The 10,949-nt window shown below is 54.0% G+C and carries 19 protein-coding genes; 1 reads left to right on the top strand and 18 read right to left on the bottom strand.

The window, feature by feature from the left end:
• From RBH26_RS20885 to RBH26_RS20800, 18 genes are all read right to left on the bottom strand, one after another.
• On the bottom strand, nucleotides 1–452 hold a 452-nt coding region (locus RBH26_RS20885), incomplete at its 3' end, for a PD-(D/E)XK nuclease family protein (protein ID WP_306760295.1).
• The gene (locus RBH26_RS20880) at nucleotides 436–639 is read right to left on the bottom strand and encodes a hypothetical protein (RefSeq protein WP_306760294.1); all 204 of its coding nucleotides are present in this window, start codon (nucleotides 637–639) and stop codon (nucleotides 436–438) included. The genes RBH26_RS20885 and RBH26_RS20880, both read right to left, overlap by 17 nt.
• Nucleotides 639–791 (bottom strand): hypothetical protein, encoded by a 153-nt coding sequence (locus RBH26_RS20875; protein WP_306760293.1) that lies wholly within the window; start codon nucleotides 789–791, stop codon nucleotides 639–641. The genes RBH26_RS20880 and RBH26_RS20875 overlap by 1 nt, the downstream gene beginning before the upstream one ends.
• A complete protein-coding gene (locus RBH26_RS20870) occupies nucleotides 788–937 on the bottom strand; it encodes a hypothetical protein (RefSeq protein ID WP_161569803.1) in 150 nt (49 codons plus the stop codon). The genes RBH26_RS20875 and RBH26_RS20870 overlap by 4 nt, the downstream gene beginning before the upstream one ends.
• Nucleotides 934–1,353 (bottom strand): hypothetical protein, encoded by a 420-nt coding sequence (locus RBH26_RS20865; RefSeq protein ID WP_306760292.1) that lies wholly within the window; start codon nucleotides 1,351–1,353, stop codon nucleotides 934–936. The genes RBH26_RS20870 and RBH26_RS20865 overlap by 4 nt, the downstream gene beginning before the upstream one ends.
• A gap of 7 nt (nucleotides 1,354–1,360) precedes the next feature.
• A complete protein-coding gene (locus RBH26_RS20860) occupies nucleotides 1,361–1,585 on the bottom strand; it encodes a hypothetical protein (protein ID WP_006065673.1) in 225 nt (74 codons plus the stop codon).
• Between the two features lie 55 nt (nucleotides 1,586–1,640).
• Nucleotides 1,641–2,006: a capsular biosynthesis protein gene (locus RBH26_RS20855; protein ID WP_306760291.1), complete on the bottom strand. Its 366-nt coding sequence runs from the start codon at nucleotides 2,004–2,006 to the stop codon at nucleotides 1,641–1,643.
• The gene (locus tag RBH26_RS20850; protein ID WP_306760290.1) at nucleotides 2,003–2,185 is read right to left on the bottom strand and encodes a DUF1427 family protein; all 183 of its coding nucleotides are present in this window, start codon (nucleotides 2,183–2,185) and stop codon (nucleotides 2,003–2,005) included. Before RBH26_RS20850 ends, RBH26_RS20855 begins: the two co-directional genes overlap by 4 nt.
• Nucleotides 2,186–2,486: 301 nt before the next feature.
• Nucleotides 2,487–2,900, bottom strand: coding sequence for a hypothetical protein (locus RBH26_RS20845; protein WP_306760289.1), 414 nt, complete (start codon nucleotides 2,898–2,900; stop codon nucleotides 2,487–2,489).
• Complete coding sequence (locus RBH26_RS20840) at nucleotides 2,854–3,264, bottom strand: hypothetical protein (protein WP_306760288.1); 411 nt, start codon at nucleotides 3,262–3,264, stop codon at nucleotides 2,854–2,856. Before RBH26_RS20840 ends, RBH26_RS20845 begins: the two co-directional genes overlap by 47 nt.
• A 47-nt stretch (nucleotides 3,265–3,311) precedes the next feature.
• Complete coding sequence (locus RBH26_RS20835) at nucleotides 3,312–3,584, bottom strand: hypothetical protein (protein ID WP_306760287.1); 273 nt, start codon at nucleotides 3,582–3,584, stop codon at nucleotides 3,312–3,314.
• Nucleotides 3,574–3,771, bottom strand: a complete 198-nt coding sequence (locus RBH26_RS20830; protein ID WP_306760286.1) for a hypothetical protein — start codon at nucleotides 3,769–3,771, stop codon at nucleotides 3,574–3,576. Before RBH26_RS20830 ends, RBH26_RS20835 begins: the two co-directional genes overlap by 11 nt.
• 102 nt (nucleotides 3,772–3,873) lie before the next feature.
• Complete coding sequence (locus tag RBH26_RS20825; protein ID WP_306760285.1) at nucleotides 3,874–5,025, bottom strand: hypothetical protein; 1,152 nt, start codon at nucleotides 5,023–5,025, stop codon at nucleotides 3,874–3,876.
• Nucleotides 5,026–5,132: 107 nt separating this feature from the next.
• The gene (locus RBH26_RS20820) at nucleotides 5,133–6,320 is read right to left on the bottom strand and encodes a hypothetical protein (RefSeq protein WP_306760284.1); all 1,188 of its coding nucleotides are present in this window, start codon (nucleotides 6,318–6,320) and stop codon (nucleotides 5,133–5,135) included.
• Nucleotides 6,321–6,326: 6 nt separating this feature from the next.
• Nucleotides 6,327–7,847, bottom strand: a complete 1,521-nt coding sequence (locus tag RBH26_RS20815) for a hypothetical protein (protein ID WP_306760283.1) — start codon at nucleotides 7,845–7,847, stop codon at nucleotides 6,327–6,329.
• Nucleotides 7,840–8,019 (bottom strand): hypothetical protein, encoded by a 180-nt coding sequence (locus RBH26_RS20810; protein ID WP_306760282.1) that lies wholly within the window; start codon nucleotides 8,017–8,019, stop codon nucleotides 7,840–7,842. Before RBH26_RS20810 ends, RBH26_RS20815 begins: the two co-directional genes overlap by 8 nt.
• A gap of 109 nt (nucleotides 8,020–8,128) precedes the next feature.
• Entirely contained in the window at nucleotides 8,129–9,103 is a 975-nt protein-coding gene (locus RBH26_RS20805; protein WP_306760281.1) for a hypothetical protein, read from the bottom strand.
• Between the two features lie 316 nt (nucleotides 9,104–9,419).
• Nucleotides 9,420–9,860 carry an FxLYD domain-containing protein gene (locus tag RBH26_RS20800; RefSeq protein ID WP_306760280.1) on the bottom strand — a complete coding sequence of 147 codons (441 nt, stop codon included), beginning with the start codon at nucleotides 9,858–9,860 and terminating at the stop codon, nucleotides 9,420–9,422.
• A gap of 433 nt (nucleotides 9,861–10,293) precedes the next feature.
• Between RBH26_RS20800 and RBH26_RS20795 the strand changes: the two genes are divergently transcribed.
• Nucleotides 10,294–10,929 carry a hypothetical protein gene (locus RBH26_RS20795; RefSeq protein WP_306760279.1) on the top strand — a complete coding sequence of 212 codons (636 nt, stop codon included), beginning with the start codon at nucleotides 10,294–10,296 and terminating at the stop codon, nucleotides 10,927–10,929.
• The last annotated feature ends 20 nt before the right edge of the window (nucleotides 10,930–10,949 follow it).

Below are 10,949 nucleotides of genomic sequence, written 5' to 3'. Positions count from 1 at the left end.
TTCAGGATTACATCAGCGTAACCCATGAGCGGCGGTGCCTGTTCCCAGTCCCACCCCTCCGCTTCCACTCCAACTGGCAGGAATGACTCGGCGTCGGGAGCTGCTTCGCGCCGTGCCTCTTCGAACATTATGAAGTTCGAGATGTACGGCTCGATCCAGTCAGCCCACAACGACACGTCTTCGGGCAACAGCTCAGTGAGATCCTCGGGGATCTCCCCGGTGTCGGCGTAGTGCTCGAGAAGGTTCTCGTAGTACAACTCGTACGCTTTGTGGACCTGCCGACCGCGCTTCGTGTAGTAGTTATCCGGGGTCCGAAGCCCCAGCACATACTGATAGTAGAACTTCCGGGGGCACGTCTTGTATGTCGTTACACGCGACTTCGATATGTACGGCAACTCGCCATCGGCGGCGTTCTCGCGCAGATCCCCGAGCACGTCACTCTGATCGGGCATCTGCTGTCTCCTTCCAAGACTCATCGCCTTGTGCTTCTATGATCTCATCCAGATACTCAGGGGCATCCACCGCCCACTCGAGCATCAAGTCGTCTGGGTTCACTGCCACGGTCTCATCGTCGTAGATCCACGTTCGGAATCCTACGGGCGATCCTTCAATTGGATGGTCAAACGTAATCCAGTGCATCAGCTCATTTCCTCTAATTGCTTTACGTGATTCGTGATGTCGGCTACCGTCGTCTCACCATCCTCGTCGGTGGTAAACTCGATGATGCAACGTGGCTGCGCTCGAGCGTGTGTCAGTACCTCAATTAGCACCTCTCGGTTCGAGAAGGTCACAGCAATGCCTCGCCGGTCGCCTTCTCGAACGTCAACGCTCGGTAATCACGATCGGCTTTTGATCGGTTGTAGACAGAGAGAACAGCCATGTTCGCACCGATTTGCTCGTCGACGCGAGCGATCATCTGATCGAGATCGGCGCTCATGACTCGTCCTCCTCTTCGTACTCAGTAGTCGGATCAGATTCCGTGCGCTCGGGATCGACGACATAGACGTGTTTCTCAGCCTTCTTTACCAAGCGCTGCTTGTCGTACTTGTTCTCTGCTTGCATGGCCGCGTAGACTGACTCGTCTTCGTCGGCGTCCACGGCTCTCTCGAAGTTCGGATCATGATCGAGTAGATCCATGTTGAAGCTGCGAGCGATCTTGTCCAGGCGTCGGGTGAATAGCCCAACTGCAATCCAGTCTTCTGGTGTCTCGAGAACGACTGGCTGCTCGTTAGCAAGCGTGTGAAGGACGTGACCGATGTTCTGCCAGGAACGGCCATAGTCGGCGTTTTTCAGCTTGTAGGTTTCTGCGCTTTCTTCCAGAATTTCAGTTACCGTCTTGTGGTTGTCACTCATGTTTCTGTCAGTCAAGGTGCTCTTGGCGCATTCGTATGATCTCTCCTCCGCGTTCTGACACCACGCCGTCGTGGTGTGCGATTTTGATTGTCCCGTTCGGGAGTTTCAGTACGTCTACAACGCCAGTGTACTTCGTCGGCTTATCGTCTTCATCTACACCGGGGTAGAGAATCCAAATGGCCCACGTTGTATCTGGCGTTGGCTCTGGTTCGTGTATCTCTTGTATTGGCATGGTTGGGACTCCCTCTTTCATCACCTATTTCATGCGCTACGGGGAGTTTCAGCAGTTACAGCTCATCTAACCGGCACTGATCTTCATCACGCTCTGACGGCTGATCGACGAACTCGTACGGTCGCATGGCCTTATCATCGACATAGCAGTCAGAGCCACCCTTCGCCATCATGAGACCGTGGAATGGAACGTCCCACAGAGTCAGCATACCGGCGACTTGGGAGGCGTCTGACCACGGTCTGGCCGTCCAGACGATGATCGTCTTCCCGTCGTAGTAGGCGTCGTGCAGCTTCTCGATCAGATCAGTGTTCGGCTCTTGCTCACAGGGTGGCAGGTACTCGTCAGTTGTCCTATCCGTGATCGTGTGGTCGAAGTCAACGTTGAGTGTCTTCACATCGCTCCACGGAATCGAGGTTGTCATCCGATCACCCGGAGCAATATCTGGTGTCCAAGGAACAGTCCGAGAACAGTCCCCATGACGCCCATGACGCCAGCAAACGTTGGTGGCGCGGGAATTGGGAAGTCAAGGACGGTGAACAGTGCACCGACGAGGAGGCCGACAGACAGTGCTGCAAGGAACGAAAGAACGATGATGTTCATTCTTCGCCCTCAAGATGCTGCCAGCAGCGATCTCCGCACTCTTCAACTTCTCTGGTACACTGCTCTCCGTCTGACGTTTCTGCGTTACAGAAGAAGATCAGCTTCTGAGGAGACTCCTGAGTGTCGTCACTTACTCGTTCGGGAAGCGGGGCGGTCTCTTCAACAACGAATTGTGGGTCCGCCTTCTCGACCAGTACCGTGAGGCGGCTGTGTAGTTCCGAATGACTGAGCACCTCGATAATGTGACCATCAACGTCGAAACCATCGCCGTCGTAACGGTGAGTCTCCCGAACGTATCGAGTCATTCGCTCCCCTCGGAATCGTTGGCAGCCTCGAGAACGTCGTCGACGCTTTCACCAGCCTCTTCGATTTTCTCTTCTGCGTCTGGCCGAACGGACTGATCCCCGTACTCGATCCGAAGGAATACGGTCTGGACGTACAGCATGAGATCGTCAAGCTCTTCGGCGATCTCGGTCTCACCTTCTTCTTCGAGACGTTCTTGCTCATCTGCAAGCCAGGTCATTGTGTCCAGCGAGTACTGTTTCATTTCATCCATCGACTGATGGAGTGCGTTGATATCTCGGGCAATGTCTGCCGGGGAGACGCTTTCTTCAACCGATTCCTTTCCGAGTAGACCTTGAAGCCTTTCAAACATAGTGAGTCTTAGATTAGTTGTGTCCGTATTCTGGGCCGAGCGTTCCCTCAGATTCGCCATCTCTGTTTGGGATAGCAGATGGGTACATCGGTGCTGCATCGTTCAGAGCGGGCGCATCGATTCCCTCAAATCCGCCTCGAGATCCGAAGTTGAAGTCTTCTGGCCACATCTGCTTGCGGTTCCCGTTGCAGATGAATCCGCAGATCGGGCAAATTTCATCTCCAAGATCGTCAGTCCAGGCCGCAATCGTGTTCTCTCCCTCGTGGTCTTCGCACTCTGGACACATCGTGGTCGTGTACTCGATCGTCTTTGAGACGACCGTGCCACCGGGTAGCGACAGCATGATGGGGCTTCCATCGCCGCGAAGGTCAACATCGGTAACTGCGAAGTGGTCCGCTCGGGTGTTGCGTCGGTCAACGTGCATTTTCGATTTAGGGGTAGGGTTAGGTAGATTTCTCTCAGGGGTTATTCTCAGACGTACAGCTCGACGGGGTGCAGCTCAACTTGGGCAGGATGAACTACACCGAACGCCATTCCAATGTGCTGCGCTCTCAGCCACGCCTCGGACAGTGAATCTGCCCGAATGTAGATGTACGTGGGCGTTAGATCAGCACCGGGAACCTCGGCGATCCACATATGGTAGACCCGCTGGTCCCCGGTGTTCGTCTCAATTTCTCTGGCCTGCGTGCCTTCAACCTCCTCGAAATTAGTGGGAATAGAGGTCGAGTGGTTGTCAGCACCCATGAGACACCCCGTGTGTCTCGACCGATCCGTCGACCACACGACGGAATTGCTTCCACTCTTTGTAGAGAGCACTGATTGCCCCCTCTCGAGTGGCGCTTACCGTATCGAGAAGCGGGGCATCCTCGCCAATGTAGTAGGCGTAGAACACTCCGTCCGCTTCCCGAACGGCCACGTTGTCGGTCTTCATAGTGCCGACCCCGTGGTGATTTTTCCTGCTTCGATTCCTGAGTTACCGGATTCACTGATAGTCTTCATGTCGTGGTAGATAATAGCTCTTATGTAGTGAGTCTTAGAGGTCAGCAGTCAGAAGTTCTGTATCTACGGTCTTGCTGTGTTGTTCGTGTCCAAACTGTACTGGGTACAGCCATGCCAGCGAGTACTCGTCGGTCACGCCGTGGATCGTTGCCGCCGGTTCGCTCCACACACTCAGGCTCTCTTCATACTCACCCGGTGGGCAGATCGAACCAGACATCAGAACAGGACGGTTCATGACGTGCTCGAGTTTGAACTCGTGGTAGTGACCCCGGTAGGCTACATCGTACTGGTGCTGCATCTGCCATCCGCGCCATTTGTTCTGAGCACTGGGCGTTCCGATGTGGGCCGGGCAGTTCTGTCCGTGGCGCAGGTGTCCACGATGCTTGCCGTTGCGCATCTCGAAGTTCACGAATCCAGTCGGGCCGGATCGAATGAACGTAACGTTCTCCATATCGCTTTCGCGGACCAGGAGATCGAGCATCATGTAGACGATCTGGTCAGCGTTAGCCATCTGGCTCATCCCGTTTGCACGAAGTTCGCCGTGATTTCCAGGCTGACAGACCACCTGAACGCTCGGGAACCGGGCGGAAAGACGACGGATCTGCTCGAGATACAGCTCACAGGCCAAGTCGATCTGCTCGTCGAGCGTGAGATCGATCTCGTGGGGCTGGTGGCTGTAGATGTTTTCTCCAGTCACCGTATCCCCACCCAGTAATAGATGAGCGGTATCGAACTTCCGATCGGCTTTCTCTTCCCGATCGATCAGGTTCATCACCGAATCAGTGACCGACCGGATTCTCTCAGCAGCAATGTCCTTGTTGAACACTACGTTGCCGAACTCGTCTTCAACGACAGCACCAATGTGGTCGTCAGATCGGTGAATTACGACATCTTCGTTGCTGGGATTGTACTCGAGGCCACCGTCAGCAATTGCTGGGAGGCTTTGGTTGAGCAACCGGACGAGGCGGTCGTTCAGCTCACCAAGGTGAGCATTTGCTGCTTTGGACTGTGCGGACTTCGAAGCGTGATTCGCTGGACGGTTGTAGTTAGTCGGATGCGACTCGAGCGTTCGAAGCTCAGTCGCTGGGTATCTAACACTGTCACGATTCACAAGTGGAATCTCTGCGTTGATAGCCCGCAAGTGGTCTCTCACCGTCGATTCGGAGATCCCCAACCCGTCGGCCACCTCTGCGGTGGTCGCGGGGAGTAGCTCGTAGACGGATCTCTGTGCTGGTGTTAAGTTGTAACTCATGTAGGTGTAGGTAGTGATAGCGAAGATGTGCGAGAAGGGCGCTATTCGCGAGTGACTTCTATCTCGGGTTCGCTACTATATTCACAATCGCATTCCCCGCAGAACATCGGAGCCTGCTCCTTGATCGTCTCACAATTGAACTCGCTGTAATTGTGTGCGATGACCTTCTTGATCTGCTCTCGGGTATATACTTCATCGAACTCATCGTCGCCGCTAAACAACTCCACGATCACGTCGATCGGGACGTTCTTCGCAGTGAGATGGGCGATGACGTTTAATTCCATCGCGTGACTTGCCGCCCCGTAGCTGAATTTATCAGCTCGGTCTCTGTATCCACTGATACACGGCTTTCCGTGCATCAGGAAGGGCAAGTCGTCGATCGTGATGTTCTCGTTCTGTTCCTTCTCGTACCGCTTGACTGCCTTCGGATCATAGTTACTCGAGCTGAACGAGTGTCCGCTGCTTGCCTCTCGAATATATTGAGTAAGAATCGAGGCCGCCTTCTCGGACGGATTACGGTGGCAGTCTTCCGGTACAACTCTCGGTGAACGAGTGAGCTTCACGTACTCATTAGGTGTGATATTGGCAAGTTCTCTGATCGATACGGGAACGCAGTACCGATCTTCATTGAAGGATCGAGTTGCCCCAAGATGCAGCGTATTTGGCATCCGGCAGAGCCGGGCCAAGTCGCTACTGTCAACGTCCACCCACGGCTCCAGATCAAGATACGTCTCTGACTCGAGATAGGAGATTAGCTCGTCAGAGTACGTTCTCATGCCGCTCTTGAACTGCCGCATTGTCCCTTCCTGGGAATCGAGTGCGGGGAAGTCCAAGTACAGGTGGACGCCTTTGTGTCCCGACAGTGCACCTCGGAAGTGTTTCGCCGAACCTTCTGTTTCGAGAAGGCGGCAGACCTCCCTCACACGGGTTAGGAGCGCCGACATATCCCGATACCACGCTTGTGGGTCTGGGTCCGAACTGCGGTACTCGCCGCCGCTCGGTATGTCGAAGTCAATGAACAGCGTATCAATGGCTGGTATCGCGCCGTCCGTCGTATGTCCGTCCGGGAAGCCATACACGCTCACAAACGGGGGGATGTCTGTTCCTTCTGCGTTCTTCAACTGTGCTGCTATCTTAACCGGTGAATCGCATTCGCGCTGGTGAGCTGTTACTCGGCGTGGATACGTCGAACACCAGACGCCAATTGCTGACGTCAATTCTTTGCTCATCCATGCTCACAGCAGTGTTCCCTGCCCGGATTCGCTGCCTTCAACCGTCTCGAAAGCAGTCGCCTCTGTTACATCGGCACTCCGGGGTCTGTCGCCGCTAAGTTCGATCTCATTTTCCTCCCTTTCTTCTTCGTCATCCGCCTTCTCGGACTCATCAGTGCCCCACAGAGGCGTGTTCAATACATCATCGAGTTCTTCTTCGGCTTCTTCAAGCTGCTCGGCGAAGCTGGTATCCTCAACGATGTTCACCTGTTCGCCGTTGATCGGATCGGTGACGATCAGCCCCTCGCCGCGACAGAACCGGTAGATGTACTCTTCCGCTTCTCCGGCAGGGAGAACCTCTCGAGCAATCTTTTCAGTCTGACCGACGAGTGCCTGGTAGTCCACAGCAGCCGGGTGGTCAACAACAGAAGCGAATCCCGTTGCGTACCACGTCTGTGGGTTATCTGCCTGATTCACGTCGACGTACGCCTTCCCTTTCATCGATTTCAGCGCACCGTGGACATCTCGATCGGTCACGTTGTACCCGTCAGCACGGATCTTCGCCTGAATCTTCGAGACCGTGAACGCCGACTTCTCTTCGCGAAGGAACTCGAGAATCACCTTGTCGATCTCCTTGAGGTTGAGTGCCGACATAATCATCTGATTCCCGAAGATCCGCATCCCGTGCCAGACGTCGGCTGGTGTAACCAACAACGCAGGCTGACCGTCATGCAGGATCTCCATGCGATCGGCGTAGTGGAACAGCGTGACGGACTCAATGAAGTCGTTCAGCCTCATGTAGTCGTCACGCGCCTCCGTGAAGTGCGTCGGAACTGGGTCCTGTTCGCGAAGTGGGCGACCACCAGGGATATTTAGAATGGTTCCCAGAGAGTCGTCTCGAGCATACCGCGAAATGGGTATGTCCTTGACGTACTCGTGAATACCAGCCAGCTGCTCAGGAGTCAGATGCATTTTCTTCAGTCCACTGAGCGTGTCAGCCTGACTGTCGAGAATACGCTCGGTCTGTTCCTGGCTGGCGTCACACGAGACGATCAGGCCCCTATTTCGCAGCTCGGGGTAGTCGTTGAGATCGATCTTCTCGTTATCGCTCGCAATCCCCACGATGATACAGTCTGGGGGATTGATCGTCATGCGAACCGTGTCGCCGGACGTAATGTCGGTGACTTCTCGAGAGGCCGGTAGCCCCTCGGCGTTCGCCTTTAGGACGCCTTCGATGTGGTCAGGAAGGCTCGCCAGGTCCTGATAGATATGGACCCGACAGGCGTTGATCTCATCAGCGGCGTAGTACAATGCCGTAGGCGACATTGTAGTCGACATTTCGTACACATCGCTGTCTGGAATTGCCCGACTCATTCGCGTGACGGTGAAGGTCTTTCCGACCCGCGAGGGGCCGTTCATGATGACCATGCCGCCACGGATCATTGCCGTGAAGACTGTCAATGCAGTCTCTTCTTCGCCAACTAATCCGCCGTCCTGCGCTGCCTGAAGTACTTGGAAGAGTTCTGGTTTCTCAGTTTCAGTCATCGTCCTTCTCGTCTTCCATCTTCTTCTGAAGGACGCGCTTCAGGACCCGACGCTCCACGTTCTCGCGGATTACTGTGTCAAGTTCAGCGCTCACTCCTTCGAGATCATCGCCCTCCTCTAACTGGACGGTAACGCTCTCGTGGACATCAATCGGCTCGTACTGCTGGAGCATGACTTTGCGACCGTAGCTAACTGTGTGTTCTTTTAATTTCATGAAGTGTGCCGCTCGCTGTCTCTCTCCCACCGCTTTCATGCATTTTCAAACTGGGAAGGGGTCGCTTCTATCCGAGGATCGTCGCCACGATCTCGTCTTCGCCAACTTCGTCGACCATTTCACCGGTCAGCGAGTTTCCATCCTCTTCTGCCATCTCGGTGAGGTTCGTCCGAATCTGATCCTCATCGCTGAGACCGAAGTCTTGGCAGAACTCAATGAAGTCAGCAACTGGTTCGGGAAGGTCGGACACCAAATCACTCGTGTCTACAGACGACTCCTTTGTGGCGGGTTCTGGGGAGTTGCTCTGAGACTCAGAAGAAGCAGGCGAGCTGCCCCCGTTCCCGATCCGAACCTGTTCACCGGTCTTGGTGTCAATCACCACTGGACTGTGGAAGTCGTGCTTGTCGCCCTGTTTGACGACTTTGAACACCTCAAGCTCTCGGCCAAGCAGATCCTCGCGTGCCTCGATCCGGTTGACAGCCAACCAGTTCATGATGTCGTTGCGGTCAACGATCGAATCACGACCGAGGTTCGTTAGCATCTGAGCGAGCACTTTTGCAGTGGACGACGGCTTCTTGCCACCATCTTCCCACATGATGAAGTCGCCAAAGTCAATGGTGTCTTCTGGGTCGCTGCTTTCTTCGCCCTCGACTCGAGCACCCACGAGCTGGTACTTGTAGGTCTTACCCACGATCTCCTCCGTGAAGACGTCAGGAGCATCGTCAGCAGACAGGCTCTCGTCAAGGATGACAGGCATCTGCTCCCAGGCAAACAACTTCAGCGTACCGTCCGCTTCGCCGCTCTCGTCCAACCGCTCCATCAGCACACCGTCGACGAGCTTGCCGTCAGTGAATTTGATACCGAGCGACTGTCCCCATTTGTTGTCACCTGCGTACACCGAGTCGAGAACGCCTCGGAAGCTGGCGTTCGGCTTCCACTTGAGCTGCGCATCGCGGTCGTAACCGTCGTCGCTGCCGCTGCTGGTGGTGTTGGTGCTGGTAGTGCTGGTGCTGGACTGGTAGCTGGAATATTTCGAGTTCATGTAATGAAGTTTCTCTCTATATTTTTCTTATGTTGTTTTTCTTATGGACTATGCGGACAGGGTGGTGTGTCTCTATTTTGTGTCACCACGCTCAGACCTCGAGCCGGAATTGAACCGGCATTAGGCCTAAAACCCACGAGGCGGAAACTGATTACTTCGAAAAGCCATTAGGTCAAAATCTGTACTGATTACAATAATTCGTATGTATTGAGATTCGAACTGATAAATACATTTAGAATATACTTCTCACTCTAAATAGGTGTGTTATGTTATTACGAATAGATCGTTCCCACAATAAACAGTTTCTTTTCGCGTGTTACCAGGTAATGTCTTCAACTGCGATATCGTAATCGTCGACGTCTTCGGCATCTTCAAGCACCATAATCTCGAACGCCCAAGAGCCACCGGCATCAAGATCGTTCGTGTTGTCAATATAGCTGTCAAGCTGGTTCCCATCTTCGTCGTAGACACGGGCAGTGACCTCGAGGTAATTCGCCATCTCTTCGCCGTTGTTCTCAACGACGCCTTCAACCGTGATATCGTCCATGAAGTCCCCTTCTTCGATGATCATCTCATGTTCAGTAATCACGATATCATCCTCGGTGGGTTCTGCGTCATCACCATTGTCACCACCGTTCTCATCGTTACCATTGTCTCCGCCGTTCCCCTCTTCATAGTCTGACTCGTCACCGCTACAGCCAGCCAGAGTTGTTGTAAGCACGGCACCACTCCCAAGAATGAACTTTCGCCGGTTCATATCAACAATACTGAGCTACCATCTGATATATGTTCTGGTAGCCATGGCTGGTCATAATCCTCATTTCAGAAAGTGGGGATGGCGAGTGGCCGACCCCCACGAGCGCGTGGTTTCCCCAAACCAAGCGGTAACTACGGTGTGTGCCTTACGCTGGCACTCCGAGCGCTAAGGCTCGGAAGCGACATAGTGGAATCGAACCACTCGTGGACCAGTTGTCGTCTTAACAGAAGTTGTAGAGAGTGTTAGTGCGGACGTTATGCGGTGGGATTCCGCCGGGGATTCCGACCCCGAAAGGCGAGAGAGCCAGTTTTCCTCTCTCCCCAATACAATTCGCTGAGGTCATAATAAGTGTTTCCTATAATGTAATTCCTAAGTCATAAGGAAAACTTTCTAAGAAACGCTTATCATATCGTAGAGTGAAGACACACGTATAATGAGCGGGAACCAGAGCGAGAAGGCCAAATACCAACAGCATACACACGACGAGGATCTCGTCAAATGCCCGTACTGCGGCGAAGAGAAGCGTTCTCGAGGCCTCTACCTCCACGTCTACCGATCGAGTGACGAAGCTCACGGCGGTCACAAAGATGTCCCAGAAACGTGGGAACAGGACAAGCAGGACCTCGAAGTGGTCGGACAAAAAGAGCTGACACTCAACGTTCCAACCTCGAAAGAGTACGATCATGAGCTGCTGCTCTGCAAATACTGTGGTGAGAAATTCAAAGGCACGCACGGTCTCTCCGTTCACCTGTCACGTGTGGATGACAGCGTGCATCCGAAGGATGCCGATCTCGAGACTGCTGGCATTCGTATTCCTGTTGGCCCCGATCTCGACGAGCAGCGCATCGAGGATGTCAGTGACAAGTTCGACCTTAATCTTGATCCCGCCGACTTCTCGGACGAAAAGGTATTAGAGCGAGAAGGCCAGCAGACGACCGAGGAGCCGTCCGAAGTCCCCGATGGCTACATACCCATTGCTGACCTGACGGCGCTGGCAGCGCACTACGAGCGGCGCGAGAATGAGCAGGCAGCAGACGATCTCCGATCGCTCATTGAGAAGTACCGCTAACGGTGGTTTGTAATACGGTT

Origin of the sequence: Natronolimnohabitans sp. A-GB9, assembly GCF_030848565.1 — an archaeon.
GTDB lineage: Archaea > Halobacteriota > Halobacteria > Halobacteriales > Natrialbaceae > Natronolimnohabitans.
Note: the sequence above shows the minus strand (reverse complement) of the source record. Positions and strands in the feature narration are given on the sequence as shown.

Coding starts and splice junctions, on each gene's coding strand:
- RBH26_RS20845 (WP_306760289.1), bottom strand. CDS start 2,900: ATGGCGAATCTGAGGGAACGCTCGGCCCAGAATACGGACACAACTAAT.
- RBH26_RS20860 (WP_006065673.1), bottom strand. CDS start 1,585: ATGCCAATACAAGAGATACACGAACCAGAGCCAACGCCAGATACAACG.
- RBH26_RS20865 (WP_306760292.1), bottom strand. CDS start 1,353: ATGAGTGACAACCACAAGACGGTAACTGAAATTCTGGAAGAAAGCGCA.
- RBH26_RS20810 (WP_306760282.1), bottom strand. CDS start 8,019: ATGCTCCAGCAGTACGAGCCGATTGATGTCCACGAGAGCGTTACCGTC.
- RBH26_RS20820 (WP_306760284.1), bottom strand. CDS start 6,320: ATGAGCAAAGAATTGACGTCAGCAATTGGCGTCTGGTGTTCGACGTAT.
- RBH26_RS20855 (WP_306760291.1), bottom strand. CDS start 2,006: ATGACAACCTCGATTCCGTGGAGCGATGTGAAGACACTCAACGTTGAC.
- RBH26_RS20800 (WP_306760280.1), bottom strand. CDS start 9,860: ATGAACCGGCGAAAGTTCATTCTTGGGAGTGGTGCCGTGCTTACAACA.
- RBH26_RS20870 (WP_161569803.1), bottom strand. CDS start 937: ATGAGCGCCGATCTCGATCAGATGATCGCTCGCGTCGACGAGCAAATC.
- RBH26_RS20880 (WP_306760294.1), bottom strand. CDS start 639: ATGCACTGGATTACGTTTGACCATCCAATTGAAGGATCGCCCGTAGGA.
- RBH26_RS20830 (WP_306760286.1), bottom strand. CDS start 3,771: ATGAAGACCGACAACGTGGCCGTTCGGGAAGCGGACGGAGTGTTCTAC.
- RBH26_RS20840 (WP_306760288.1), bottom strand. CDS start 3,264: ATGCACGTTGACCGACGCAACACCCGAGCGGACCACTTCGCAGTTACC.
- RBH26_RS20815 (WP_306760283.1), bottom strand. CDS start 7,847: ATGACTGAAACTGAGAAACCAGAACTCTTCCAAGTACTTCAGGCAGCG.
- RBH26_RS20835 (WP_306760287.1), bottom strand. CDS start 3,584: ATGGGTGCTGACAACCACTCGACCTCTATTCCCACTAATTTCGAGGAG.
- RBH26_RS20795 (WP_306760279.1), top strand. CDS start 10,294: ATGAGCGGGAACCAGAGCGAGAAGGCCAAATACCAACAGCATACACAC.
- RBH26_RS20805 (WP_306760281.1), bottom strand. CDS start 9,103: ATGAACTCGAAATATTCCAGCTACCAGTCCAGCACCAGCACTACCAGC.
- RBH26_RS20850 (WP_306760290.1), bottom strand. CDS start 2,185: ATGAACATCATCGTTCTTTCGTTCCTTGCAGCACTGTCTGTCGGCCTC.